Annotated in this window: 26 protein-coding genes and 1 tRNA gene; 16 read left to right on the top strand and 11 right to left on the bottom strand. The window is 66.5% G+C overall.

Annotated features, from left to right (window positions below; all coding sequences use genetic code 11):
• Window positions 1-72: 72 nt before the first annotated feature.
• Window positions 73-675, top strand: a complete 603-nt coding sequence (locus EDF58_RS18505) for a LuxR C-terminal-related transcriptional regulator (RefSeq protein ID WP_132268237.1) — start codon at window positions 73-75, stop codon at window positions 673-675.
• Between the two features lie 274 nt (window positions 676-949).
• On the opposite strand, the gene EDF58_RS18500 is transcribed toward EDF58_RS18505, so the two are convergent.
• Both EDF58_RS18500 and EDF58_RS18495 read right to left on the bottom strand, forming a co-directional pair.
• On the bottom strand, window positions 950-1441 hold the full coding sequence (locus tag EDF58_RS18500; RefSeq protein WP_132268236.1) for a hypothetical protein: 492 nt from the start codon (window positions 1439-1441) through the stop codon (window positions 950-952).
• Window positions 1442-1650: 209 nt separating this feature from the next.
• Window positions 1651-2370: an alpha/beta hydrolase gene (locus EDF58_RS18495; RefSeq protein ID WP_132268234.1), complete on the bottom strand. Its 720-nt coding sequence runs from the start codon at window positions 2368-2370 to the stop codon at window positions 1651-1653.
• A gap of 355 nt (window positions 2371-2725) precedes the next feature.
• Between EDF58_RS18495 and EDF58_RS18490 the strand changes: the two genes are divergently transcribed.
• Window positions 2726-3583, top strand: coding sequence for a DUF3617 family protein (locus EDF58_RS18490; RefSeq protein ID WP_132268232.1), 858 nt, complete (start codon window positions 2726-2728; stop codon window positions 3581-3583).
• 6 nt (window positions 3584-3589) lie between these two features.
• On the opposite strand, the gene EDF58_RS18485 is transcribed toward EDF58_RS18490, so the two are convergent.
• From EDF58_RS18485 to EDF58_RS18470, 4 genes are all read right to left on the bottom strand, one after another.
• Window positions 3590-4747, bottom strand: coding sequence for an aminotransferase class I/II-fold pyridoxal phosphate-dependent enzyme (locus EDF58_RS18485; protein WP_132268231.1), 1158 nt, complete (start codon window positions 4745-4747; stop codon window positions 3590-3592).
• 453 nt (window positions 4748-5200) lie between these two features.
• Window positions 5201-6004 (bottom strand): SDR family oxidoreductase, encoded by an 804-nt coding sequence (locus EDF58_RS18480; RefSeq protein WP_132268229.1) that lies wholly within the window; start codon window positions 6002-6004, stop codon window positions 5201-5203.
• A gap of 12 nt (window positions 6005-6016) precedes the next feature.
• Entirely contained in the window at window positions 6017-6769 is a 753-nt protein-coding gene (locus EDF58_RS18475; protein ID WP_132268227.1) for an SDR family NAD(P)-dependent oxidoreductase, read from the bottom strand.
• A 194-nt stretch (window positions 6770-6963) separates the two neighbouring features.
• Complete coding sequence (locus tag EDF58_RS18470) at window positions 6964-8073, bottom strand: helix-turn-helix transcriptional regulator (RefSeq protein ID WP_132268225.1); 1110 nt, start codon at window positions 8071-8073, stop codon at window positions 6964-6966.
• 125 nt (window positions 8074-8198) lie between these two features.
• Between EDF58_RS18470 and EDF58_RS18465 the strand changes: the two genes are divergently transcribed.
• From EDF58_RS18465 to EDF58_RS18445, 5 genes are all read left to right on the top strand, one after another.
• Window positions 8199-9317 carry an LLM class flavin-dependent oxidoreductase gene (locus EDF58_RS18465; protein ID WP_132268223.1) on the top strand — a complete coding sequence of 373 codons (1119 nt, stop codon included), beginning with the start codon at window positions 8199-8201 and terminating at the stop codon, window positions 9315-9317.
• 1 nt (window position 9318) lies between these two features.
• Window positions 9319-10482, top strand: a complete 1164-nt coding sequence (locus tag EDF58_RS18460) for a sulfotransferase (protein ID WP_132268221.1) — start codon at window positions 9319-9321, stop codon at window positions 10480-10482.
• Window positions 10482-11291 (top strand): sugar phosphate isomerase/epimerase, encoded by an 810-nt coding sequence (locus EDF58_RS18455; protein WP_132268219.1) that lies wholly within the window; start codon window positions 10482-10484, stop codon window positions 11289-11291. The genes EDF58_RS18460 and EDF58_RS18455 overlap by 1 nt, the downstream gene beginning before the upstream one ends.
• Window positions 11292-11295: 4 nt before the next feature.
• The gene (locus tag EDF58_RS18450; RefSeq protein ID WP_132268217.1) at window positions 11296-12531 is read left to right on the top strand and encodes a DUF1214 domain-containing protein; all 1236 of its coding nucleotides are present in this window, start codon (window positions 11296-11298) and stop codon (window positions 12529-12531) included.
• Between the two features lie 121 nt (window positions 12532-12652).
• Window positions 12653-12728 (top strand) — tRNA-Thr (locus EDF58_RS18445).
• A 22-nt stretch (window positions 12729-12750) separates the two neighbouring features.
• Here the strand turns inward: EDF58_RS18445 and EDF58_RS18440 are convergent.
• The 3 genes from EDF58_RS18440 to EDF58_RS18430 form a co-directional block, all read right to left on the bottom strand.
• Complete coding sequence (locus EDF58_RS18440; RefSeq protein ID WP_165921492.1) at window positions 12751-13383, bottom strand: glutathione S-transferase; 633 nt, start codon at window positions 13381-13383, stop codon at window positions 12751-12753.
• The gene (locus EDF58_RS18435; protein ID WP_132268213.1) at window positions 13376-14401 is read right to left on the bottom strand and encodes a rhodanese-related sulfurtransferase; all 1026 of its coding nucleotides are present in this window, start codon (window positions 14399-14401) and stop codon (window positions 13376-13378) included. Before EDF58_RS18435 ends, EDF58_RS18440 begins: the two co-directional genes overlap by 8 nt.
• Window positions 14402-14555: 154 nt before the next feature.
• Entirely contained in the window at window positions 14556-16472 is a 1917-nt protein-coding gene (locus tag EDF58_RS18430) for a ribonucleoside-diphosphate reductase subunit alpha (RefSeq protein WP_243654389.1), read from the bottom strand.
• 1071 nt (window positions 16473-17543) lie between these two features.
• Between EDF58_RS18430 and EDF58_RS18425 the strand changes: the two genes are divergently transcribed.
• From EDF58_RS18425 to EDF58_RS18415, 3 genes are all read left to right on the top strand, one after another.
• On the top strand, window positions 17544-17789 hold the full coding sequence (locus EDF58_RS18425; protein ID WP_132268210.1) for a GlsB/YeaQ/YmgE family stress response membrane protein: 246 nt from the start codon (window positions 17544-17546) through the stop codon (window positions 17787-17789).
• Between the two features lie 79 nt (window positions 17790-17868).
• The gene (locus tag EDF58_RS18420) at window positions 17869-18075 is read left to right on the top strand and encodes a DUF4169 family protein (protein WP_132268208.1); all 207 of its coding nucleotides are present in this window, start codon (window positions 17869-17871) and stop codon (window positions 18073-18075) included.
• A complete protein-coding gene (locus tag EDF58_RS18415) occupies window positions 18075-18281 on the top strand; it encodes a hypothetical protein (protein WP_132268206.1) in 207 nt (68 codons plus the stop codon). Before EDF58_RS18420 ends, EDF58_RS18415 begins: the two co-directional genes overlap by 1 nt.
• A gap of 97 nt (window positions 18282-18378) precedes the next feature.
• Here EDF58_RS18415 and EDF58_RS18410 read toward each other — a convergent pair whose 3' ends face one another.
• Window positions 18379-18891 (bottom strand): hypothetical protein, encoded by a 513-nt coding sequence (locus EDF58_RS18410; RefSeq protein WP_243654361.1) that lies wholly within the window; start codon window positions 18889-18891, stop codon window positions 18379-18381.
• A 260-nt stretch (window positions 18892-19151) separates the two neighbouring features.
• Between EDF58_RS18410 and EDF58_RS18405 the strand changes: the two genes are divergently transcribed.
• Window positions 19152-20183: an MBL fold metallo-hydrolase gene (locus EDF58_RS18405; protein ID WP_132268205.1), complete on the top strand. Its 1032-nt coding sequence runs from the start codon at window positions 19152-19154 to the stop codon at window positions 20181-20183.
• Between the two features lie 39 nt (window positions 20184-20222).
• On the opposite strand, the gene EDF58_RS18400 is transcribed toward EDF58_RS18405, so the two are convergent.
• Window positions 20223-21302: a L,D-transpeptidase family protein gene (locus EDF58_RS18400; protein ID WP_132268735.1), complete on the bottom strand. Its 1080-nt coding sequence runs from the start codon at window positions 21300-21302 to the stop codon at window positions 20223-20225.
• A 193-nt stretch (window positions 21303-21495) separates the two neighbouring features.
• On the opposite strand from EDF58_RS18400, the gene EDF58_RS18395 reads away from it, so the two are divergent.
• From EDF58_RS18395 to EDF58_RS18375, 5 genes are read left to right on the top strand one after another with little or no spacing between them, the layout of a single operon-like run.
• Window positions 21496-22659 (top strand): 8-amino-7-oxononanoate synthase, encoded by a 1164-nt coding sequence (locus EDF58_RS18395; RefSeq protein WP_132268203.1) that lies wholly within the window; start codon window positions 21496-21498, stop codon window positions 22657-22659.
• Window positions 22656-23276: an alpha/beta hydrolase gene (locus EDF58_RS18390; protein WP_132268201.1), complete on the top strand. Its 621-nt coding sequence runs from the start codon at window positions 22656-22658 to the stop codon at window positions 23274-23276. The genes EDF58_RS18395 and EDF58_RS18390 overlap by 4 nt, the downstream gene beginning before the upstream one ends.
• A complete protein-coding gene (locus EDF58_RS18385; protein ID WP_132268199.1) occupies window positions 23273-24013 on the top strand; it encodes a methyltransferase domain-containing protein in 741 nt (246 codons plus the stop codon). The genes EDF58_RS18390 and EDF58_RS18385 overlap by 4 nt, the downstream gene beginning before the upstream one ends.
• Before the next feature lie 7 nt (window positions 24014-24020).
• The gene (gene bioD / locus EDF58_RS18380) at window positions 24021-24686 is read left to right on the top strand and encodes a dethiobiotin synthase (protein ID WP_132268197.1); all 666 of its coding nucleotides are present in this window, start codon (window positions 24021-24023) and stop codon (window positions 24684-24686) included.
• Entirely contained in the window at window positions 24683-25936 is a 1254-nt protein-coding gene (locus EDF58_RS18375; protein WP_132268195.1) for an adenosylmethionine--8-amino-7-oxononanoate transaminase, read from the top strand. The genes bioD and EDF58_RS18375 overlap by 4 nt, the downstream gene beginning before the upstream one ends.
• Window positions 25937-25949 lie beyond the last annotated feature (13 nt).

Here is a 25949-nt window from a genome sequence, read left to right as displayed (position 1 = left end):
GAGCAGGTCCGGCGCGCAGGAAAGCGATCATGCGATATCCCCCTAGGCACAAGCCGAAAAGGGAGAATACGCATGGAGCGGATTTCCAATCTCATCCTGATCGATAACGATCTGCGAAGACGCGCCGCCATCAGTCATGCCCTCTCAACCGGGCAGATACATGTCGAACCCTTCGAGAATATTTCCGAGATCGCCAGCGCCTGGCCCCGCTCCGGGGTCATCCTCATCCACGACGAGCCCGGCGTGATCGACGACCTGATCGACAACATGGCCCGTCATGGCGAGTGGTTCCCGATCATCGCCTTCAGCGAACATCCCCACGCCAACCGCATCGTCCAGGCCGTTCTCGACGGCGCGATCGACTATATCGCCTGGCCCATCGCCGCGGAGGAACTCAACGCCACGCTGGCGCGCGCGATCGACCGCGCCGAGCATGTCGGCAATGCCAAGCTGCGCGAAGTCATGGCCCGCGCCCGGATCGATCGCCTGACCCGGCGGGAGCGCGAAGTGCTGGGCGGGGTCGCCAGCGGCCTTTCGAACCGGCTGATCGGCGAACGGCTCTCGATCAGCCCGCGCACCGTGGAAATCCACCGCGCCAACATGCTGAACAAGCTGGGCGCCAACCACACGTCCGACGCGATCCGCATCGCCATAGAGGCTTCGCTGGTGAACTGACGGGCGAACGGACACGGACATGACCCTAAGGGCCGCCCTACCAATGCTTAAGCGATCCCGTGTCACAACGCTCGCGCCGGCACGCCACTCCAACAGCGCCGGCCCCGTACGCTTCGGCAAACCCGGCCGTATTCCCCTCCCGGCCCGAAGCGTTCGCGGGAACGCGAATGAACCCGAACTGGCGGCGCCTCCGCTCGACGTGCGACCGTGCGGAGCGCCGCCCCGTTCGCACATCTGCGCCGCCTGTTCCAGAAAAATCGGCCCTTGGCCCGGCTTAGTGGAGGCGTACCCCCGAAGGCAGCGTCACGGGCGCCGCTTCCGTGTCGCGGCGCTCCATTCCGGTCAGCAGCTTGGAGACATAGGCCGCCAGAAGCGCCAGCGACAGCGTCGCCGCCTCGCAGATCATCTCTTCGGAGCCATCCGCCATCACCAGGGTGGCGAGGCAGGTTCCGTTCAGCCCGCGCGAAAGCATGAAAGTATCGTTGGGACCGATCAGCGCCAGGACTGCACTCTCGGTGGCGCCGCAAGCCAGCATGGCCTCGATCGCGGCGGGGTCCAGCTTGTGCGCCGACTTCGGCTCGGGCTTCTGGCCAGGCTTCTGACCCGCGCCAAGCCGTTTCTCCCCTCGCGCAGGATCGTGGAGGAACAGCAACAGACCCTCGCGAATACGGTCGTGTTCCTCGGAGGGCGCACTGCCCGCACAATCGTGCAGGAAGTCGCGCAGGCGCGCGATCCACACTTCCGTACTGCATACGTGCTGGGTCAAGGGACTCGCCACCGTGTTGTTGCTTGGTACGCCAAAGTCCCCAACCGGCGCGGACTGTCAATCCGCGCGCCGGGTCGGATCAAGGGCGCGTGCCATCCTGCTACAGGGGCGGGGCCATTCCTGAAACGCTAATCGCGGTTAAATCTTCTGCACGTGCGACCAGCAGATTCAAGGGCTTGCTTTCGGAAGCCTGCCCAGGGGCAATCGAGTCAGGTGCCTTGGGCGATGGCATCAAGGCGTTCTGCGACCCATTTCGGCTCGGTCAGCATGAGGTCATGCCCGGTGTCGATATCCCACACGCGCCCGTGAGACCGCGCATCGATCAGAGTCATGTCGCGGCCGGGAATCGTCGATGTGCAGATCAGGTGGCTTTCCGGGATCGCCCGCATGGCCGCCTCGTTGCGGAAGACGATCTTCTGCTCGAAGCACTTCCAGGGCTGCGCCGTCAGCCTGGCATCGGTCCAGGCGCCGAGTTCGGGATCGGTCACCCCGAAGAACGCCGCGAAGCCCGGCATCGGCGCCATCACCATCGGCACGCCGCCCACGTCGTGCAGACCCTGCCGGGCCATGTGGATCTGCTCATGGGCATGTTCGTAAAGCGATTCGCCATCGCGCGGATAAGCGGCATCGAGATAGACCCGGTGCCCGACCCGCTCCGGCTTGCGGTCCGCGGCCCCGGTAATGACCATGCCGCCATAACTGTGCCCCACGAGAATGGCCTGCGTCAGATCCTCGAACTCCAGCAAGCCGGCCACGTCATCGATGTGGGTGTCCAGGTCGATCGCCTGGCTGAGAACATGCGCACGATCCGCCAGACCGCTCAAGGAGGGTGCATGCACCTCATGCCCCATGGCCCGCAGCCGCTGGGCGACCAGCTTGTAACACCACCCACCATGGCCGCCGCCATGAACCAGCACGAATGTGGCCATCGTTCCCCTCCACCCTTCTTTTCACAGCAAGAGAAGCGCCGAGGCGCGTCCGCGGTCAATCGCAGCGCGTTCGCAGGGGCGATGCCTGACAGCGCCCCGAAAAGACTTCCGGATCTGGCGGATCTCGCAAAGAGCCGCAGCGCTGTTCAGGTTAAATCTCTGAAATCAGGCCTTACTATTTGGCAGGGAAAGTGAACAAAGTTAAGCAATGCGGTGCCGTGCCCGTTCCACAAGAATGGCTTGGACACGGCGGTACGGACACCGCGATGATCTTCGCCCGGCGGGACTAACGCCGCGCAAGGAATTCGAGTGCCGAAGCGGGGCATGACCTCGCGGGAAGGGAGGGAGGATCGACGTGCGCCGCGCTCTGGCCTGTCTTGCCGCTGCGGGGCTCGCATGTGCGGCACTGTTCGCCCATTCGCGCGCGCAGACGCCCGAGCCTGCCGCCGCCGCAATTCCCTCGGGCGAAGACATCGTCGTGATTGGCCGGAAGATACGCCGCGTAAAACTGAACTACGCGCTATGGGGTGCGCACATGAAGCGCTGCGATGTCATGATCTCCAGCGGCGATGCCGACATCGATCGCTTCGTCTGCACCGTGCTCAATGCCTGCATCAAGGACGGCTTCCGTGACGCAGTCCCGGCCAAGGCCTGCCTGGCCGAGCGGATCGCCTCGGTTGCCTATCGGCCGCCGCGCTGGGACCCTGGCGAGAGCGAGCCGGCCGATCTCGCCGCGACCGTTCCGCGCCTGCCGCCATCGACGCCGATCGCCGTGCCCAGCGAAGCGCCGGCTGCGGAAATCGTCGTCATCGGCGGGCGGCCGCAAGTCACGCCGGGCTTGTGGCAGATCAAGGAGTCCGCGACATTCAACGAAAAGCCCTCACGGGAATTTCAGCTGAGGCCTGGAAAGACCTATACCGTCTGCATTGCTGCGGGCGAGCATGACGATGCGCTGGAGCGACTTCTGGCCGCCGCCACCGGCCTTGCCGAAGACGGATTGTGCACGCGTTCGACCGTGAAGATCAAAAGCGGCAAAGTGACCGGCGGCAAGACTTGCGCGGCCGGCATGTATTCCCTGAGCTACGACGTGCACGGCAAGGTAGGCGCCGATACGATGGACACGGCCGTCTCGATCTTGGGCGAGGGTTCGAATTTCAAGCAACGGTATCGCAGGCGGGTGACGGGCGCGCGGATCGGCAATTGCCCCGCCTGAAAGGCCTCAGGCCGAACGCGCTTCCGCCCTGCTCGCGAACCACGGCACCATGCGCGCGATTGCCTCTTGCACCAGGGCGGTCGAGACCGCGAAGCTGAAGCGGATGAAGCGGTGCCCGTCGACCGGGTCGAAGTCGATGCCCGGAGCCGTGGCGACTCCGGTGTCGCGCAGCAATTGCTGGCAGAAGGCCAGGCTGTCCTCGGTCAGATGGCCGATGTCGGCGTAGATGTAGAACGCGCCGTCGGGCGGGGCGATCCGGTCGAGGCCGAGGCTGGGCAGCGCGGCCAGCAGCAGTTCGCGATTGCGGGCATAGCCCTCGACATGGCCTTCCAGTTCGGCGGTTTCGTCCATGGCGATCAGGCCCGCGTGCTGGGCCAGGACCGAGGGCGTGAGGAACAGGTTGTTCATCCGCGCGCGCGCCGGGGCGACGACTTCGGGCGGCACCACCAGCCAGCCAAGGCGCCAGCCCGCCATCGAGTAATACTTGGAGAAACTGTTCACCACCACCGCTTCGGGCAGATGCTGCAGCGTCGACTGCGCCGGCGCGCCATAGGCCAGGCCATGGTAGATTTCATCCGAGACGACGCGGATATTCTTACGGCGGCAGACCTCCGCAATGGCCGCGAGTTCCTCGGGCGCGATCACGGTTCCCGTGGGGTTGGCCGGGCTGGCCAGGATCAGCCCGTCCGGCGCGGGGTCCAGCGCATCCAGCGCCGCGGCCGTCACTTGATAGCGCTCGGCCGGACCGCAGGCCATCTCCACCGGTTCGAGATAAAGCGTCTTCAGCGTATTGCGGTAAGCAACATAGCCGGGCCGGGCCAGGGCGACCCGCGCGCCGGGCACGAAGAGACTGGAAAGCGCCAGCACGAATGCGGGCGAGGCGCCGCAAGTCAGGATCACCTGCTCGCGGTCGATCCCGACGTCATAAGCCTCGCGGTAGTGCCGGGCGATGCGCTCCAGCAGAGCCGTGCTTTCCCAATAGCCGCCGGGGTCGCTGTCCAGCACGCGGTGGGCCGCGGCGATGGCGGCCGCCGGCGCTCCGGTAGAAGGCTGGCCATATTCCATGTGGATCACGTCCCGCCCTTCGCCCGCCAGTTCGTAAGCGAGGCGGCCGATGGCCATGGCGTGGAAAGGGTCTACCCGGGCGATCTCTGAAACGGTCATGGCCGCGTTGCTAGGCGGCTTGCCATCGGCAGGCAATCCTGTTGCCGGCTGGCGTTACGGCCGGGACGAAAACGGAGCGTGATCTGCCTCACGGCGCGGCTTGCGAGAAGCTGCCATAACCATCTTGTTCGAATCGGAAGTGGCAACGCATCTGGCCCGGACACTGCCGCGAACCGGCCGACCCGTGATGCGACCCCACGGCAAGGCTCTACCGGCAGGCAAATTTCATAACTCGGCGGCAGCCTGACCACTATCGGCTGAATTCAGCCCATGGCGGCTGCCGCCGGCTTTGTACGGTTTCCAATCCGGCCCCGACCGGATCGCGGCGCCGGCCCACATTCGCCCAGAGCGATAATCCCGGGGGGGAAGTTATCGCAAGGGGGTGACCTCCTCGCCGAGGTCTGGCGGATCGAGTGGCCGGCGCCGCGCCTCTGGGGCGCCCCGTTTTCGCACTCAGCCCGGATTGGCGCTGGCGATGCCGAGGCGCTCTGCCCCCATGCCCGAAAACCCGATGCAATATCCGCCGTCCACCGGCAGGACCACGCCGGTCACGTAAGCCGATTCGTCGCTGGCGAGGTAGAGCGCGGCCTGGGCGATGTCCTTCGCCAGGCCCCAGCGCCCCATCGGAATGCCCGCGAGCACCGGAAACTCGGCCGGCGGCTCGGCATGGGTGCGCGATGCCTCGACCAGCCCGGTCCACATCGTGCCCGGCGCTATGGCGTTTATCCGGATGCCCTGGTCCGAATAATCCAGCGCCGCTGTTTTCGTGAGCTGGTTCACGCCCGCCTTGGCCGCGCCGTAGACCGAATGATGCTTCCATCCGACCACGCCCGAGGCCGATGTCGTATTCACGATCGCCCCGCCGCCCGTCTTGAGCATGGACGTGATGCCGTACTTCATGCCCAGAAACGCGCCGCGCAAGTTGGTGGCGTGGACCCGGTCCCAGGTCTCCAGCGACTGGGTGTGCAGCGGCGCCATCGGCCCGCCGAATCCGGCATTGTTGCAGAGCACGTCGAGCCGCCCGAAACGGTCCTCGGCCGCGGCGATCATCGCCTGCACTTGCGCCTCGTCGGAGACGTCGCACTGGACGCCCACGGTGTCGCCGCCCAGCGCGGCCGCCACTTCGTCCTGCTTGCCCGAAATGTCCGCGAGCACCAGCTTCGCGCCCTCCGCGTGGAACAGTTCGGCCATCGCCTTGCCCATGCCCGAACCGGCGCCGGTGACGATGCAGACTTTATCCTGAAGCCTTCCAGCCATATTCATTCTCCCTCAGGCGCTGGTGTCGATGGTCGGGCGGATCGAGATTTCGGAGATGTTCGTCCGGCGCGGCATGGCGAGGATGAAGACCAGCGCCTCCCCGATATCGCGTGGCTTCACGGCGCCTTCCTTGCTGACATGGGCCTTGATCGCGGTACGCCACTGCGGGTCGGAGATCGAATCCGCTACCTCGGTCTCGGTCGCGCCGGGCATCAGCGTGGTGACGCGGATGTTCCGGCCGCCCAGTTCCTGCCGCATGCCGTCGGTCATCATGTTCACCGCGTGCTTGCTGGCCGAATAGGCGCTGGTCATCGGACCGCCCTTGCGCCCGGCGAGCGAGGAGATGGTGATGATGTCGCCCACGCCCTGCTCCAGCATGTGCGGCACGGCGGCGGCGCTGGTGTAGACGGTGCCCATCAGGTTGATGTCGATCACCCGGCGGTAGATCGCGGTATCGCAGTTCTCGATCCCGCCGGCTTCCATGATCCCGGCCGAGTTGATGAGAATGTCGATCCGCCCGAACGCTTCGACGGTCTTCTCCACCGCGCCGCGCGCGTCTTCTTCCACGGTCATGTCACCGGGGATCGCCAGCGCCTTGCCGCCCGCCGCCTCGATCTGGGCGACCAGCCCGGAGAGCCGCTCCACCCGGCGCGCACAGACGGCGACCGTCGCCCCTGCCTCGGCCAGGCAAAGCGCCGCGGCCTCCCCGATCCCCGACGACGCGCCGGTAACGAGCGCGACCTTTCCTGCAAGCTGGCCCGACATGCCTTCTCCACTCGTTCGCGCGGCACCTGTCGGCCGCTTCGTATCCATTTGCTGGCAAGGGCTCCGGGCGAAGTCAACGAAAAATGCTGAACAAGTGTTCAAATCGCTGCTGCGAGGTCTGGTGAATGTATCCAAGCTGAGAAGGGACAGGAAAGAAGCAGGGGACCCTGCCCCAAGGCTTCCCTCTGCTTCCTTCAAGCAATCGCCAGCACGCTGCGATGGATGAACCGCACCAGATCCGCCTGCCCCCGGGCTCCGGTTTTCGCGTAGATACGCTTGGAGTAGGTCCGCGCCGACTCCACCGTAAGCCCCACTTCCGGCCCGGCCTCGGCGATCGACAGCCCCCGGCTCAAAGCCAGGGCCAGCCGCGCCTCGCTGGCGGTGAGGTCGAACAATTGTGCCAGTTGCCCGCAACGGTCGGCCGAAGACCAGTGATCGGCGTGCAGGTAGCAAAGCACTGCCGGCGCCGCCCGCGTCGTGCCCATGCGCCGGCCGGAGGGCACGAGCAGCAGGTCGAGCCAAGGCTCCCGGCAGAGCACCAGCGCACGCGGCCGGGCGTCTGGATCGCGCGCCAGTTCGCCGACCGCTTCGGAGAGTTGCCGCCGCAGCCTGGCATCATGCGCGCTGAGCCGCCCATCGCGCGTTCGCGTCAGGCCGTTCGAGCCCGCCAGCATCCGCGCGCCCAGCGGATCGGCATCCAGCACCCGCCCCTCCCCGTCGAGCGTCACCCAGCCGAAGTTCATCCGCCGCACCGCCTCGCGCTCGATTTCGGCACCCATGCGCTCACGCTCCAGCGCCACGAAGCTGCCGAGCGCAGCGCGCAGATGCGGGGCCAAGTCTTCGAGCAGGCCGTCGATATCCGGCGCGAACTCGCCATCGCGCCGGGTGATCGTGATCCAGCCGTTCACCCCGCCGGCCTCCGCAAAGCGGATCATCCGCATATGGTTCATGCCCGAAGGCGCGAGCAGCTGGTCGAGATAGGCATCGTGCTTGGGGTCGCCGAAACGCAGCAATTCGTGCAGCGCATGAGTCCGCCCCTCCTGCATGGCGTGATAGGGCATCGGGTCGCGCAGATAGAGGCTCTCGCGATAGAGCCGCGAGATCGGCGGGGGAGAAGGCTGGCCGGAGTAGAGGTGGATCACCCGCGCCTCGGGCGTACCCATCGGCAGAGGCCGGAACACGAGGCTGGCATAGTCCGCTGCAACGCGCGCCCGCAAGGCATCGAGGAAGCGCCGCCAGGGCGGGTCTTCCACCAGTCCCTCGATCAGCGGCACCAGCAGCGCCGCGTCCTCTCCTTGCAGCATGTCCGTGATCCCCAAATGGGAATGTGCCTGAGCCGAGGGCTAACCCACAAGCGGCCATGGAGACAACGAGCGGCGCCGAACCATCACCCCAACGATTGGCGGACGCGGCCTGAGAGGATCACATCATGAAAGTGCAGCCCGCAGCCTTCCTGCGAACCACCCTGCCGCTGGGCATCGACATGGCGCAGGACTACGATTCGGGCCGCTATCACTCGATCTGGCTGCCCGATCACATGGTCAGCTTCTGGCCCGATTCGATCTGGACGCCGGAGTTCACCGATCTCGCCAAAGCATCGCCCAGTCCGCACCGCCATCTCGACGGGCTGGCCGTCGCCGCTGCCACCGCCGTGCTGACGAAGAATACGCCGCTGGCGACCACCGTGGTCGATACCGTGCGCCGCCACCCCTCGTTGCTGGCGCAGACGGCGCTGACGATCAGCCACTTGTCAAAGGGCCGCTTTATCCTGGGCCTCGGTTCGGGCGAGTTGGAAAACACCGTCCCCTACGGCTTCGATTTCGACAAGCCGGTGGGGCGGCTGGAAGAAGCGATCAAGGTCATCAAGCTGCTGTGGCATGCGGACGGCCCGGTCGATTTCGAAGGGCAGTTCTTCCATCTCCACCACGCGCGGATGGATACCGAGTTCTACGAGGGCAAGGCGCCGCCGATCTGGCTGGGCGCGGCGGGTCCGCGCATGCTCTCGATCACCGGACGCGAGGCGGATGGCTGGTGGCCGGCCGGATCGTGGACGCCGGAGGACTATGCGGCGAAGCTGAAGGTCATCCTCGACGCAGGCGACGCGGCGGGGCGCGACATGAGCCACTTCACCCCCGCGATCACCCAGATGTGCCTAATCGGCGAGCCTGACGAAATCGACGAAATGCTGCGCGCCCCGATGGTGAAGTCGATCATCCTGATGATGACCGCGAAGGACCTTGCGCAATTCGGCTACGAACACCCGATGGGCCCGGATTGGCGCGGCATCATGGACTTCGATCCGGTGCGCCTCAGCCGTGAGAAAATGGTGAAATTCTGCGAGGAGATGAACCCGCAGGCGATCCGCGACGTGCTCCCCACCGGCACGCCCAAGGAAGTGGCACGGAAGATCAAGGGCTTCGCGGATGCCGGGATGCGCGTCTACAAGCTGATGGAATATGGCGCGATGGGCGGCATGAAGTTCTCCGCCAGTAGCGCCGCCAAAGTCCGCGAGACCGAAGACGAAATCGCGCGGCTGGTGAAGGGCTGACATGAGCGACCTCAACGCGCAGCAATTGCTGCGGGAAGCGCAGCAGCGCACCGGCCTTTCGGACTGGGCGGATGAAGGCTTTCTCGAACGCTTCGCCCTCGCCGTGGATCACATCAACGGCATTGCCATGGACGCGGCAGGACGCGCAGCAGCAGCGGAGAACGTGCTCTGGCTGCTGACAGACCGTTTGCGCTTCTTCGAAGACCGCAAGCGCTTCCCGCTGGCCGAGGAAGTGATCGACCGCCCCATGTTCGTCAGCGGCGAACCGCGTTCGGGCACGACCTTGATGCACGCCCTGCTTGCAGTCGATCCCGGCGCACGGGCGCTGCGGTTCTGGGAGGTGATGCACCCCTCGCCACCGCCGGGCACCGTCGAGGGCACCGATCCCCGCATCGCACAGGCCGATGCCGAATGGCGCGAGATCAACGCAAAGATGCCGCGCTGGCTGCACTGCCACCCCTACAACGACATGCTGGGCCAGGGCCTGCCGGAGGACGAACGCACCTGGGCCTTCGACTTCCGGGTGATGACCCCCACCGCCTGGTGGCGCGTGCCGATGCAGAACCTCTCCTTCGGCCTGCCCACCGATCCGCCCGCGCAATACCGCATCCACAAGGCCATGCTGCAAGCGCTGCAATACCGGCGCCCGCCGCGCCACTGGGTGCTGAAGGGCTTCCACACCACGCGGCTGGACGCCTTCTTCGACACCTACCCCGATGCCTCGCTGGTCTGGCTGCACCGCGACCCGGTGATGGTCGCCGCCAGTTCGACGATGATGATGGCGGACATCATGGATGGGATCGTCGGCAAGATCGATCTGGTGAAGGAAGCCCGCGCCCATCTGGAGCGCGTGCGCTGGTCGATCGGCAATACGATGGCCCATCCGCTGGCGAACGATCCGCGCATCCATCACGTGCGCTATCGCGATTTCGTGGCCGATCCGATCGGGACCATCCGCGATTACTACGCCTTCGCCAGCCGCCCCTTCACGCCCGAAGCCGAAAGCGCGATGCGGCGCTACCTCGCCGAGAACAAGGGCGATCGCCACGGCAAGTTCCACTACTCGACGCAAGTCCTGGTCGATGCCGGCTATGACATCGACGCGCTGAACGCAGAGTTCGCCCCCTTCCGCGCCCGCTTCGGCGTAGAGATCGAGCAGCGCTGATGCACCCCCGCGTCAGCCTGCACCAAGTGGCGATGATGGACCGGGAGACCGGCCCGTTCCTCGACTTCTGCTGCGATATCGGGGTGCAGCATGCCACGCTCGTATCCCCGCGACTGATGCAAGCAAGCGAGCTTCGTGCTGCGCGCGAAGCAGTGCAGCATGGCACGATCCGGGTCGGCTGCATCAACCACCCCTTCGCGCTCAAGCCGGATCTGGAACGTCACACCGAAAACGCTGCTGATGGGCTAATCAAAGTGATAGACATGGCCGCCGAACTCGGCGCGCCATCGATCTACCTCATCACCGGCGGACGCGGCGCGCTGTCGTGGGAGCAGGCGGCCGAGCGCTTCGCCGATCTGCTCGCCCCCTGCCGCGAACACGCCGCAAAGCAGGGCGTCGCGCTCCTGGTCGAAAACGCCTCACCGCTGACGGTGGACATCCACATCGCCCACACCCTGCCCGATGCCCTGCGCCTCGCCCGGCTCGCGCAGATCGGCCTCTGTGTCGACCTCCACGCCTGCTGGTTCGAGGCGGACTTGCGTGAGAAGCTGGCCGAAGCCCTGCCCCTCACCGGCCTCCTGCAAGTCAGCGACCATGTCCCCGGCGACCGCACCACCCCCTGCCGCGCCGTGCCCGGAGACGGCGCGGTGCCACTGGAAGCGATCCTGCGCGACGTGCTGGACCTTGGCTACACCGGCCTGTTCGACCTCGAACTGCTCGGCCCACGTATCGAGGCGGAAGGCCCCGCCAAGGCCTGCGCCCGCGCGGCAAACACCCTTTCCGACCTCCTCACCAAGCTGGGAGCCTGACACGATGGCCTATGGCGACGGAACCGACGACGCAGCCCTCAAGACCGCGTGGGAAACCTTCTGCGAGCAGCTGAAACAGGCGGGCCTATCCGCGTTCAAGGACGCCAACCCGGCAAACCCGCTCCAACGCGCCGATGCCTTCCGCTTCCTCACCCAGAACCTCGGCCAGGCCTTCGACCTTGCGCTGGAAACGCGCGATCCGGCCTTCCCGCAGATCCACCCGTTCACCACGCCAACGATGAAGCTGGGCGGCGACCTGGCGGACTTCACCTACCGCCAGGCATGGATTTCCGGCAATCACGTCTACCGCCTCAGCGGCAAGCGCGGCACCGCCCGCTGGCTCAACGTCACGGTGCAAGGCGCCCGCCCGGACAAGATCCCCGGCACCGACTGGCCCAGCCTGCACGAACCTTTCGGCGACATTCCCGAAGCGAACCTGTTCGGCCATCAGATCGAAACCGACACCGATGGCCGCTTCGAAGTGACCATCGGCGGCCCGCAGCAAGACAGGAACTGGCTCCCCACCACGCCCGGCACGCGCAAGCTGTTCATCCGCGAAGCCTTCGACGCCTGGGGCGAAACGCCGACCACGCTATCCATCGAACGGATCGGCATGGACTCCCCCCGCCCCCTGCCCACTCCCCCGCAGATGACCGAAGCGATGGACTGGGCAGGCCAGTTCGTCACCGGCCTGATGCGCGACTGGCCCGAACACGCCTGGCTCACCTCACGCGGAGTCTGCGACCCGGCCAGCCTCAACATGTTCCCGGCGGACAAGGCCGCCAACGACGCCAGCGACGCCAAGCGCGGGCGCATGGCCGCGCACATGGTCTGGCACCTCGAACCCGATGAGGCGCTGATCGTCGAGATGGACTGGCATCAGGGCTTCTGGCTGTTCGGCATGGGCGGCGCGCTGATGGGCTCCATGGACTTCCTCCACCGCCCGGTCAGCTACACCCCGGCGCGCACGAAAGTCGACGAAGACGGCGTCGTCCGCCTGATTCTCGCGCATCGGGACCCCGGCCTCCACAACTGGCTCGACACCCAGGGGTTTTCGGACGGCAACCTCACTTACCGCAACCTGATGAGCCAGCAGCCCGCCACCTTCCGCACGCATCTGGTAAAGGCCGCGGAGCTTGCGAACCACCTGCCGAAATCCACCGCAAAAGCCGATCCCGCAGCCCGCGCCGTCATGCTGCTGGAGCGATATCGAGCCATCAAGCTGCGCTACGGCCTGTGACCGGAAAGAAATCGAAAAAGTTGATCGCCTTTGGCCGCAAAGCCCCTTGCGCGATCTTGCGCCGCTCGGTAAAGGCGCCCCCTGCCCCGGTACGGCTTTCAACCCGAACCGACCAAGGCAAGCCGCTTTAGCTCAGTTGGTAGAGCACATCATTCGTAATGATGGGGTCACAGGTTCGAATCCTGTAAGCGGCACCACTCTCCTGATATTTCCGAAATTTCAGCCCGCGCTGGCGAAGCGTATGGGATCGTCGCCTGTTTGCCACGGTGACAGGCGGAGCATCGCCGCCGTGAACAGGGGCGAGTGCAGGTGGTCGGCCAGCCAGGCTTGAAGGTGCTTCAGCGGCTGCGCTTCGAACCAGTCCGGATCGACGGCGGCGAACTGGCGGACGAAGGGCATGATGGCGGCATCGGCGATCCCGCGCGCCGGGCCGCAGAGATGGCGGCTTCCTGCCAGCCGGGCGTCGAGTTGGCGCAGGAACGCCATCCCGCTTTCGCGGTGTGCGAGCGCGTCGCTGTCGTGGCGGTGAGGGTATTTGTAACGGTCGAGGTCGTGCTTGAAGCCGCCGTCATTGGCGGCGATCAGCGCGTTATCGTCCCGGGTGAGCCAGCCTTCGGGATCGTGCCGGGACAGCGCCCAGCGCATGATGTCCAGGCTCTGGTCGATCACCGTGCCGCCGGGCAGCACCATCACCGGCACCGTTCCCTTGGGGGAGGTCTCCAGCATTTCGGCGGGCTTTGCCGACAGCTTCACTTCGCGCAGTTCGCAGGCGGTGCCGCTCACCAGCAGCGCCAGGCGCGCCCTCATCGCGTAAGGGCAGCGGCGGAAGCTGTAGAGGATCGGATCAGCCAGCGTCCCGCTCCGTTTCGCTCTCTCCCGCCCTCGCCGCGTCTGCGCGCGGGTCCTGACGCATGGCGCCGACGTGAAGCGCCCCGCGCTCGGCCGCCAGCGCTTCCTGGCGGTGGCGCTCGCGATAGGATGCGCGCTGTTCGTCGCTGCGCTCATGGTGGCAGGCGGGGCAGCTGACCCCTTCTTCGAAGAGCGGCGAGGCCTGGTCCGCCGCGTTCACCGGGCGGCGGCAGGCATGGCACAGCGCATGGCTGCCCTGGACCAGTCCGTGGCCGATGGTGACGCGCTGATCGAACACGAAGCATTCGCCCTGCCAGAGGCTCTCCTCTTCGGGAACGGTCTCCAGATACTTGAGGATACCGCCCTTGAGGTGGAACACGTCCTCCACCCCTTCCTGCTTGAGGAAAGCTGTCGACTTCTCGCAGCGGATGCCGCCCGTACAGAACATCGCGACTTTCGGAGGTTTGCCCCCGGCGCCGGTCGCCGCCATCAGCTTTTCGCGCTCGGCGCGGAACCATTCGGGAAAATCGCGGAAGGTCGCCGTCTGGGGATCGATGGCACCCTGGAACGTGCCCACCGCGACTTCATAGTCGTTGCGGGTATCGATCACGATCGTGTCCGGGTCGGCGATCAGCGCGTTCCAGTCCTGCGGCTCGACATACGTGCCGACGATGGCCAGCGGATCGATGTCGGGCTGCCCCATCGTCACGATCTCGCGCTTGAGGCGCACTTTCATGCGGTGAAACGGCATGTCCTGCGCGCCCGAGAGCTTCACGTCCACGCCTTCGCAGCCCGGCAGCGCCCGGACATGATCGAGCACGCGCGCGATGCCATCGTGAGGACCGGCGATCGTGCCGTTGATGCCTTCCGCCGCCAGGAGCAGCGTTCCCTTGATGCCCTGCTCCTCGCAAAGGCGCAGCAACGGTTCGCGCAGCGCCGCGTGATCCGCGAAGCGGGTAAACTGGTAGAGCGCCGCAACGCACACGGGCGCGCGGCCGACCGCCTCGGCGGAATCGTTCATCTGGGCACAGCCATCTTGCATGACGCGGCCCTTAGCGCGGAATCGCGAGGAAATGAATGCCGCGCGCACAGCAAGACGCCCCAGGCAGCCTGGCTGCCCGGGGCGTCTCGAATTTCGTGCGCGTCGTCAGGCCGTTATCGAGCCCGACCTGCGCTTACTGGCAAGCCAGGCATTCGTCGTAATCGGTCGTCTCGCCGATCTGGAACTTGGGCGCCTCGGGCGTATTGTCCGCCTCGACGCCGCCGCCCGCACCGGCGAAGCCCGCGCGCTGCAACGACTTCGAGCGCAGGTAATAGAGCGACTTGATGCCCTTCTCCCAGGCCTGGAAGTGCAGCATCATCAGGTCCCACTTGTCGACGTCGGCCGGGATGAACAGGTTCAGCGACTGGGCCTGGTCGATATAGGGCGTACGGTCGGCCGCGAATTCGAGCAGCCAGCGCTGGTCGATCTCGAAGCTGGTCTTGTAGACCCCCTTCTCGTCCGGCGTCAGGAAATCGAGGTGCTGGACCGAACCGCCGTGTTCGAGGATCGAATTCCACACATTGTTGGAATCCTTGCTCTTCGAAGCGAGCAGCTTCTGGAGGTACGGGTTCTTCACCACGAACGAGCCCGAGAGCGTCTTGTGCGTGTAGATGTTGGCCGGGATCGGCTCGATGCAGGCCGAAGTGCCGCCGCAGATGATCGAGATCGACGCGGTGGGCGCGATCGCCATCTTGCAGCTGAAGCGCTGCATCACGCCCATTTCGGCCGCGTCCGGGCACGGGCCGCGCTCGTTGGCGAGCAGCAGCGAGGCCTCGTCCGCCTTGGCGGCGATGTGCTGGAACATCTGCATGTTCAGCGCCTTGGCCATCGCGCTTTCGAAGGCGATGCCGCGCTTCTGGAGGTACGAGTGGTAGCCCATGACGCCCATGCCCACCGAACGCTCGCGCGCGGCGGAGTAGCGCGCGCGGGCCATCTCGTCCGGCGCGCGGTCGATGTAGTCCTGCAGCACGTTGTCGAGGAAGCGCAGAACGTCTTCCACGAAGCTCTTCTCGCCCTTCCACTCTTCCCAGGTTTCCAGGTTGAGCGAGGAGAGGCAGCACACGGCCGTACGGTCGTTGCCCAGGTGGTCGCGGCCGGTGGGCAGCGTGATTTCCGAGCAGAGGTTCGAGGTCGAGACCTTGAGGCCCAGATCGCGGTGATGCTTGGGCATCATGCGGTTCACGGTGTCGGAGAACACCAGGTAGGGCTCACCGGTGGCGAGACGCACTTCGACCAGCTTCTGGAACAGCGAGCGGGCGTGGACGGTGCTCCGCACCGAACCGTCCTTGGGGCTGCGCAGCGCGAAGTCGGTGCCATCGCGCACGGCTTCCATGAACTCGTCGGTCAGCAGCACGCCGTGGTGCAGGTTCAGCGCCTTGCGGTTGAAGTCGCCGGAGGTCTTGCGGATCTCCAGGAACTCCTCGATCTCGGGGTGCGAGACGTCGAGGTAGCAGGCGGCCGAACCGCGGCGCAGCGAACCCTGCGAAATCGCCAGGGTCAGCGAATCCATCACGCGCACGAAGGGGATGATGCCGCTGGTCTTGCCGTTCAGGCCCACCGGCTCACCGATGCCGCGCACGTTGCCCCAGTAAGTGCCGATGCCGCCACCGCGCGAGGCGAGCCAGACATTCTCGTTCCAGGTTGAAACGATGCCTTCCAGGCTGTCGTCCACCGAGTTGAGGTAGCACGAGATGGGCAGGCCGCGGCCGGTGCCGCCGTTCGAGAGAACGGGGGTGGCGGGCATGAACCACAGCTTCGAGATGTAGTCATAGAGCCGCTGCGCGTGGTCCTGATCGTCCGCATAGGCGTCGGCCACGCGGGCGAAGAGGTCCTGGTACTTCTCGCCCGGCAGCAGGTAGCGATCGTCCAGCGTTTCCTTGCCGAAATCGGTCAGCAGCGCGTCACGCGAATCGTCGGTGACGACGGTGAAGCGGCGTGCATTGATCGTCTTCGAATCGGGACGCGCCTTCGGGGCTTCCGGAGCGGCGGCAGCGGCCGCCAGCAGGGCGTCGGCCACAAGAGCGGCCGTAGCGGTATCGGTCTTGTCCATCGCTATTGCCGGGCTCTCGCCCGCCTCCTTTTCCGTTTTCGCCGGCTTTTTCACGGGCTTGGCCAATTCGGACTTGATCCGTTCCAGCTTCACCGGCGCGGCCTGCACTTCTTCCACCTTGGGGGCCGGGGCCCGGGGCGAAAGCTCGAAACCGGGCATTTCCACCTGGCCATCATTCTGATTCATATCTGCCTGCATAGCGTCGGAGCTGTTCACGTCAGCGTCGCTTCCGTTTCTGAAATCCAATTTTCGCCCCCGTTAGCTCAACTGTTCAAACTCTGGCCGTTCAACCTGTGGCCCACCCCGATCAGGCCACCCTGATCCGGCCACTTGGCGCTCGGCCGCCCGGTCCCTGGTTTCCCATTTTCCGAGCCACGTCATCGAAGCGCCAAAAAGCGCGTTCAGCATTGCACCCGGACCGGCCCGAACATCCTTTGCCTGTCCGCGATTCGTCGGAGCGAAGAACCGACCGACATACCACTGACAGGCACAAAAAGAGAACGAAATCTCTGACCGACCCTGGCGCGAGCCCTTCGCAAGAAGCACCGGACACCGGAAAACCGCCTTTAGGGACACCTGACGGCCCAAGGACGATTTCTCTAGGTTTAGATGCCCCGCGATCGACGCGCCACAACCCATAGTGCCTGTTCTGGATTTTGACGCAAGGGGGCTGCCCTTCCCCGCGGCCCCGGCAAGTCTTGCCCCTTTACAGCCGAGGGGGTCTCGCGACGCGTGGGAACTCCTTCACCGGCCCCATGCGCAAGTGCCTATTTCGAAGGTCGTACTAAAAATTTTTCCACATAAAACGGCGGTGAAGCGAATCTGTTTTGCGACGAAACGAGTCGCCGTTTTCCGGACATTTCGCCTCTGTCGAGACACTTGCCCCGGCATTTCCCCATCTCATTGGAGGGAGGCCGGGAACGAACCACGCCGCGAATCCCACCGAGCGCCTCGACGGACCGGGTCTGCATCCTGCAGAACCGCGATTGAAACCGTCCTGTCGTTCGCGGCTTCTAGGGCATGATCCCCGGGGCGGCAGGTCCCGGATTTATAACGAGGGTTTTCCAGGTCATGATCAATATCATCGGCGCCATCATCAGCGGCCTCATCATCGGGGTGCTGGCGCGATTCTTCTATCCCGGCTCGGTCGACATGGGCTGGATCGCGACGATCCTGCTCGGCATCGGCGGCTCGCTCGTGGCGGGTCTCGTGACCACCCGCGGCCAGGCGGACTTCCAGCGCGCCGGCTGCCTCGCCTCGATCGTCGGCGCCGTGGTGCTGATCTTCCTGGGCCGCCTGCTGGGCATCTCGTTCTGAGCCCGGCCCGAACCGCCTGAAAAAGCCCGCGCACATCGCCGCTCTTTCGCCGCGCGGATCCGCGCGGTAGAAGGCGGCCATGGCCGACATCATCAATCTCCGCATGGCCCGCAAGGCCAAGGCGCGCGACGCCGCAAGGCATGAGGCCGACGCCAGCCGCGCGCGCCATGGCAGAACCCGGGCCGAGCGCGGCGCCGCCGAAGCGGAAGCCGCGCGCCTGGTCCGGGTGGTGGACGGCGCCAAGCGGGAGCGCAGCGAAGAAGCGGGCGAAAAGGGAACGGACTGATGCGCAGCACTTATCTCGAAGCCAGCGTGCGCCTCTATCATCTCGACGGCGGCTCCGAAGGCGGCGCGGCCAACACCCTGTTCTACGGCCCGCTGTCCGAGGCGATGAACGTCGCCGCGCTCCAGAGCGAGGACGTGCAGGACGGCCTCTTCATCGCCACGGACAATGACGTGGTGGCTTACCTCGACCTTGTGGAAGACTGGTAGGGACGCCGTCGAAAACAAAAACGGCCCCGGCCTCCTCCTGGAGCCCGGGGCCGTTTTTCGTTCAGGGCTGCCTTTCAGCAAACCCTGGCAAACGTCCTCAGAACCGCGCTTGCAGGCCGGCCGCAAGATAGTGGTCGCCGAAATTGCCCTTCACGTCGATGCGCGGGAGGATCGGCATGGCCACGGTGCCATAGGCCCGCAAATCGTCACCGATCAGGCGCGCCCCGACGCCGAAGCCCAGCGACATCGGCAGGCGGTACATCGCCTCGACCTTGCCGAAGATCTTGGTGCCGGAATTGTCACACTTGCCGTCGGAGACCTGGTTGCCGCTGTCCTTGTTGAAGCACTGCGAATCCTGGTTGACGTAGCCGGGGTGGTCGCGGTGGTGGAAGAACACGCCGGCGGCAGGGGTAATGCTGAATCCGCCGTCCGAGATCACCGGCACGCCGAGCGCCAGTTCGCCGCCCCAGTCCCCTTCCGAGCGCGCCACATTGGCCTCGGCCGTCACTTGCGCAGCGGCAGGCGTGGCGGCGACGACGGCGCCGATCGCCAGTGCGGCGGAAAGGACAGCCTTGCTGGCGGCACCGGGGACGGAGGGACGGAATTTCATGGTAGGTCCTTGATTTGAGACATCTGCTTCTGATCCCAGAGGCCTAGGATTCCAGCGGGTCGAAACGCAAGACGGCCGGATTCGGTCCATCCCGGCCCAGGCTCTGTCCGTCCCGCCAGCCTCTACGGCGCGTTTACCAATCCATCGCCGGCCGCACGCCGCACTATCCAAAAGAGACGCGCCCGAAACGGATCGGCGCTCTTGTCCGCCGAGGCTCCAGGGCGCAAAACCGCAGCCCGCTACACCCGCGGGAGGCAGGCATGATCTTCGAGCAGATCGCGACGGGCGGCTGTCAATCCTATCTGGTGGGCTGCGAAAGCAGCCGTTCGGCAATCCTCATCGACCCCGAACAATCGCAAGTTGATCGCTATCTCGGCCTTGCCGGCCAGCTCGGGGTCCATGTTCGCTACGTGCTGGACACCCATACTCACGCCGATCATTTCTCCGCCAGCCGCGAACTGGGCAAGGCGTTCCAGGCGCCGGTGGTGATGAACCGCCTGAGCCCGGCGCCCTATGCCGAGATGCGGCTGGACGACGGGGACATGCTGATCGTGGGCAACCTGCGGCTTCGGGCCATGCATACGCCGGGCCACACCCACGATTCGATGTGCATGGTCATGGAGGACCGGGTCTTCACCGGCGACACCCTGCTGATCGGCGGCACCGGGCGAACCGACCTGCCCACCGGCGATCCCGAGGCGCTTCACGGCAGCCTCTTCGGCAAGTTGCTGGCCCTGCCGCTCGAAACCCGGGTCTATCCCGCCCACGACTACAAGGGCCGCAGCCATTCGACCATCGGCGCCGAGATCGCTGAAAATCCGCGCCTCAAGAACAGCGAGCGCGGGGAATTCGTGGCGATGATGCAGCACCTGGATCTTGCCGCGCCGACGCACCTGACCGAGGCCCTGCGCACCAACATGAACGGCGGCAGGACCGTGGCCCAGCTCCTGGCCGATGCCGCCACGCGGGTGCCGTTCGTCTCGCTGGCGGAACTGCGCGCGCGGATCGGCCGGCAGGACGGCCTGATCGTGCTCGACGTGCGCGAAAGGGACGCCTTCGAAGCCGGCCATGTTCCCGGCGCCATCCATCTGCCGCGCGGGCAACTGGAACTGAGGGTCAATGCCATGCTCACCGATCCGACGGCCCGGCTGGTCACCTGCTGCGAATTCGGCAAGATCTCCACCCTGGCCGCCGCGACCTTGCGGGAACTCGGCTTTCCGCGCGCTGCGGCTCTGGATGGCGGCATGAAGGCCTGGATCGAGGCCGGCTACGAGGTCGAACTGCCCGACTGACCCGCAACCTTGGCGCCGGCCCGATCCTCGGCGCCGGCATCAGGCCTGGAATACGACCTTGGTGCCCGCCGAAACCATCTGCGCCAGGCGCGCTGCGTCCCAGTTGGTCAGGCGCACGCAGCCATGGCTTTCGGTCTTGCCGATGTTCTTCGGTTCGGGCGTGCCGTGGATGCCGTAGTGCTCCTTGGACAAGTCCAGCCAGACGACGCCGACCGGCCCGTTCGGACCCGGCGGGAGCAGCTTGTCCTTGGCATTCTTCTTGGCATCCCAGAACAGGTCCGGGTTGAAATGATAGTCCGGATTGCGGGCCTCGCCCACGATCTTCCAGGTGCCGAGCGGCAGCGGATCGTGGCCGCTGCCGGTGGTCACCGGGAACTGCGCGATCAGCTTGTTGCCCTGATCGTAGACCCGAAGCGCCCCGTCCGACTTGTCGACCACGATGTGATCGGCCTTGGGCTGCTCGGCAGGAACGCCCAGGCTCTGCAGGGTCCTGGCCCAGCCGGTCTTGTCATCGGGAATGTCCGCCAGCGCGGCGTCGGGGATGTCCGGCACCCGGATCGTGCGTCCCGCACCCAGCACCGTGCCCGGCCCATTCAGGGCCAGCAGCGTCTCGGGCGTGGTGTGGAAGCGTTCGGCCAGCGCCTCGGACATGCTGCGATAGCCGAGATGGTCGAACTCGGCCTGTCCGGCCATGTTCTGCGGAAGGTCCGGGAAGAACGGCCCACGCGCGAAGGCCTTGGGAATGACGACATTGCGCGTGGCGCCCTGCCTGTCGGAAATGAGCGCCTGCTGCGTCGCGGGATCGAGCTTGCCGCTTACCGGCAGGCCCTGCGCTTCCTGGAACCCGCGCAAGGCCAGGCCGTAGGACCCGCCTTCGCGGCCATCGATCACGCCCGAAGAGAAGCCCTTCCGATCAAGCGCCACCTGGGCGCGCATGACGAGGCTGTCGGCCGCCTCGGTCGCGCCGCCGCCGGGGGCCGAGGCGAAGGCCATGGGATCGCCGGACTGCGCGGTACTCTTGTTGTCGCCATTACCGCCATCGCCTCCCGCGTTGCGGTCGCCCGAATGGCAGGCGGAGAGCAGGAGAACGGCGGCGAACGTCAGCGGCAGGGATCGCATCAAGCGGGCATCCTTCGATTTTTCGTTTCCCTGCTTAACGCGCGAGGGGCCTTGCGGCTTCCTGCGCCGCGCGATTTCATGCGCCATGCCGCCCGGCCTGCCCTCGCCCGATGCAGCAAGGGCACGGCGGCGATCTCTTTCCGCAACCGCCGCCCATTGTGCCGAAGGCCCGCTTGCCATACCGGCTGGCGCCATGAGCAGGCTCGATTCCTTCTTCGCGGCGGCGCTCGGCCGCATCGAGAGCGCCGGCCAGCGCCGCATCCTGCGCGCCGCGTCACTCGAAAACGGCGGCCGCGTCATGCGCGACGGGCGGGCGTTGCTCGACTTTTCCAGCAACGACTACCTCGGCCTCGCCAGGCACCCCCGCCTCGTCGAGCGGGCACGGGAATGGACGCAGGCCCATGGCACCGGCTCGGGAGCCTCGCGGCTGGTCACCGGCACCAGCGAGGCGCACCTCGCGCTCGAAAGGCGGATCGCCGGCTTCAAGCATGCCGAAGCCGCCCTGCTGTTCGCCAGCGGCTGGCAGGCCAATGCCGCCGTGATCCCCGCGCTGCTGGCCGCCGTCCCGGGCGCGGCGGTCTTCACCGACCGCCTGATTCACGCCAGCATGCACGCCGGCCTCGCCATATCCGGCACGCGCCAGCACCGTTTCCGCCACAACGACCTCGATCACCTGGAAGAGCTGCTGGCAGGCAAAGGCGCCGACGCGCCGGCGCGGCTGATCCTCACCGAGAGCGTCTTCTCGATGGACGGAGACCGCGCCGACATCGCCCGCCTTGCCGCCATCGCCGCCCGGCACGACGCCTTCCTCTTCTTGGACGAGGCCCATGCCACCGGCGTGCTCGGACCGGGCGGGGCCGGTCTCTCGGCCGAGGCGCCCGGCGGGATCGACCTGATCATGGGCACTTTCAGCAAGGCCCTGGGCGGCTTCGGCGCTTATGTCGCCGGATCGCGCGTGATGATCGACTACCTCGTCAATGCGGCGAGCGGCTTCATCTTCACGACGGCGCCGCCGCCGGCCGTGCTCGGCGCCATCGACGCCGCGCTCGACCTGGGGCCCGGCATGAACGCAGAGCGGGCCCATCTCGCGGCGCTGGGCGAGCGGCTGCGCAGCGGTCTCGCCGCGCTCGGCATCGACCATGGCGCGTCCAGCACGCAGATCGTGCCGGCCATGATCGGCGGCGAACAGGCTGCTCTCGACCTGTCCCGCGCGTTGGAAGAGCGCGGGGTTCTGGCTTCCGCGATCCGCCCGCCCACGGTGCCCCCCGGCACCAGCCGCCTGCGCCTGGCGCTGCGGGCGACTCATGCGGAAAGCGACGTCGACACCCTGCTCAACCTGATCGAGGGCTGCCGGTGAACCTGCTCTTCGTTCATGGCTGGGGCTTCGACCGCAGCTTCTGGCAACCGCTTGCCGCGCTTCTGGCGGACCTGCCGCAGGCGATCGACGATCGCGGCTATTTCGGAACGCCCGAGGCCGTCTCCTCAGGCGGGCCTTGCATCGCCGTGACTCATTCCTTCGGCACCATGCGCGTGCTCGCCGCGCCGCCTGCGGGCCTCGTCGGCGTGCTGGCGATCAACGGATTCGCCCGCTTTGCCGCCAGCCCGGACTATCCCGGCGTGCCCCCGCGCGTGATCGACCGCATGCTGCGCCGCTTCGACGAGGCCCCCCGCGCGGTGCTCTCCGAATTCCGCCGCCAGTGCGGCGGGGATGCCGACTTCGGCGAGATCGATGCCGCCCTGCTGCACGAAGACCTCTCCCGCCTGCGCCACGACGAAGCGCCATTGCCGCCGGTTCCGGTGGTCTCGCTGCAAGGCACCCGCGACCCCCTCCTGCCCGAGGCGATGCGCGCGCAAGTGTTCGAGGGCGCGGCGGTGCGCCGGGTGGACTGTGCGGACGGCGGCCATCTGCTCCCGCGCGAGGCGCCGGAATTCTGCGCGGCGGTCCTTCGCGACATGATCGGAATGCCGGCATGACCGCGCCGCGCGAACGCGTCGGCCGCGCCTTTGCCGCCGCGCCCGACTACGACGGCCATGCCCGCGTGCAGCGCGATGTGGCGCAGGACCTGGCCGCCCGCATCACCGCGCTGGACCTGCCCGAACGCCCCCGCATCCTGGAAATCGGCTGCGGCACCGGCTTCCTGACCCAGGCTCTCGCCGGGCTTGGCGGCGACTGGCTCGTCACCGATCTCGCCCCTGAAATGCTGCAACGCTGCCGCGCGCGGCTGGGCGAGGCCGTCCGCCACCGCTTCGCCGTGCTCGACGGCGAATACGGAACTCCGGAGGGCGGCCCCTTCGACCTGATCTGCTCCAGCCTGGCCGTGCAATGGTTCGACGATGCCCCGGCTGCCCTTTCCCGCATCGCGGGCTGGCTGGCGCCCGGCGGGCACCTCATGGTCTCCACGCTCGGCCCCGGCAGCTTCGCCGAGTGGCGCACGGCGCACGATCCCGAGGGGCTGGCGCCAGGAACACCGCGCTTCGCGCCCATCGCGGATTTCGGCGCCGGCGTTGCGGCCGTGGAACGCCGCGCCGAACATCACGATAGCCCGCTCGCCTTCCTCCACGCCCTCAAGGCCATCGGCGCGCAGACGGCCGAGGAAGATCACCGGCCGCTGTCGCCGGGCCAGCTCCGCCGCGTCATGGCGCGTTTCGCCCAGAATGGATGCAACGTGACTTACGAAGTCGTGACCTGCCACCTAAAGTCCCGGAATTGAGCACTTCATGATCGTAGAGCCCCTGATTTCCCGCCCCCTCACTTCCCGCCCCCTGATCGTGACCGGCACTGATACGGAGATCGGCAAGACCGTCTTCGCCGCGGCTCTGGCGGGTGCGCTCAGCGCCCACTACTGGAAGCCGGTGCAGGCCGGGCTTGAGGAAGACGGCGGCGATGGAGACCGTGTCGGGCGGCTTTCCGGCCTGCCCGCCGATCGCATCCTGCCCGAGGCCTATCGCCTTGCCACGCCCTGCTCGCCCCATCTCGCCGCCGAGATCGACGGGGTGGACATCGCCCCCGAACGTCTCGCCCTGCCGCAAGTGGAAGGCCCGCTGGTGGTCGAGGGTGCAGGCGGGGTGATGGTCCCCCTCACCCGTTCGACGACATATGCCGACCAGTTCGCCCGCTGGAATGCGCCTGTCGTGCTGGTGGCGCGCACGGTGCTGGGCACGATCAACCATTCGCTGCTCTCTATCGAGGCGCTGCGCAGCCGCGGTGTCGAAGTGCTCGGCGTGGCCTTCGTCGGCGATGCCGTGGAAGACAGCGAGGCCACCATCTGCGCCATGGGCCGGGTCCGCCGTCTGGGCCGCCTGCCTCGGCTCGACCCGCTGACGCCGGAGGCCCTCGCCCGCGCCTTCGCTGAAAACTTCAACATCGAGGATTTCACCGCATGACGTCATCGGTCTGGCATCCCTTCACTCAGCACGGCCTTCAGGAGCCGGTTCCGCTGGTCACCCATGCCGCGGGAGCGCTGCTCCACACGGCGGATGGCCGGGCGGTGGTGGATGCCGTGTCCTCGTGGTGGGTGACGACGCACGGTCATTCCCATCCGCGCATCAAGGCCGCCATCGCGGAGCAGGCGCAGAAGCTCGACCAGATCATCTTCGCCGGATGGACTCACGAGCCGGCCGAACAGGTCGCGGCGGGACTGCGCGCCATCATGCCCGAGAGCCTGACGCGGGTGTTCTTCTCCGATTCGGGATCGACCAGCGTGGAAGTGGCGCTGAAAATGGCGCTCGGTTACTGGCACTGGCGCGGCGAGGGGCGCCACCGCATCGTCGTGATGGAGAATTCCTACCACGGCGACACGATCGGCGCGATGTCGGTGGGCGAACGCGGGGTGTTCAACCAGCCTTACGCCCCGCTGCTGTTCGACGTCGGCCGCATCCCCTTCCCCGCTGCCGGCGCGGAACAGGCGACGCTCGACGCGCTCGAAGCGCTCTGCCGCCAGCCGGATACCGCCGCGCTGATCGTGGAGCCGCTGATCCTCGGCGCGGGCGGCATGCTGGTCTATTCGCCGGCGGTCCTCGCGGCGATGCACGAAATCTGCGCCCGCCACGGCGTACTGTTCATCGCCGACGAAGTGATGACCGCCTGGGGCCGCACCGGCACTCTTCTCGCGTGCGAGCAGGCGGGGATCGTCCCCGACATTCTCTGCCTATCCAAGGGCCTGACCGGCGGGGCGGTGCCGCTGGCCGTCACCATGGCGAGCGAGGCCATCTACGAAGCGCACTATTCCACCGACCGCGCGCGGATGTTCTTCCATTCCTCCAGCTATACCGCGAACCCGATCGCCTGCGCCGCCGCCGCCGCCAATCTGGAGATCTGGCGCGAGGAGCCGGTTCTCGAACGGATTGCCGCGCTGGCCGCCAAGCAGGCGGGCTGGATCGAAAAGCTCGGCCAGTTCTGCCACTTCGACAATCCCCGCAGCCTGGGCACTATCACCGCGCTGGACCTCAGGACCAGCGGCGCCAGCGGCTACATGAGCGACCTTGCCCCGCGCCTCATGGCCTTCTTCCGCGAACGCGACGTGCTGCTGAGGCCGCTCGGGAACACTGTCTATGTCATGCCGCCCTACTGCATCACCGACGATCAGCTTGCGCAAGTGTGGGATGCCATCGGCGAAGCGGTGATTTCGTTCTAAGCACCGGCCACGC

This window comes from Novosphingobium sp. PhB57 (assembly GCF_004342985.1).
Taxonomy (GTDB): domain Bacteria; phylum Pseudomonadota; class Alphaproteobacteria; order Sphingomonadales; family Sphingomonadaceae; genus Novosphingobium.
Note: the sequence above shows the minus strand (reverse complement) of the source record. Positions and strands in the feature narration are given on the sequence as shown.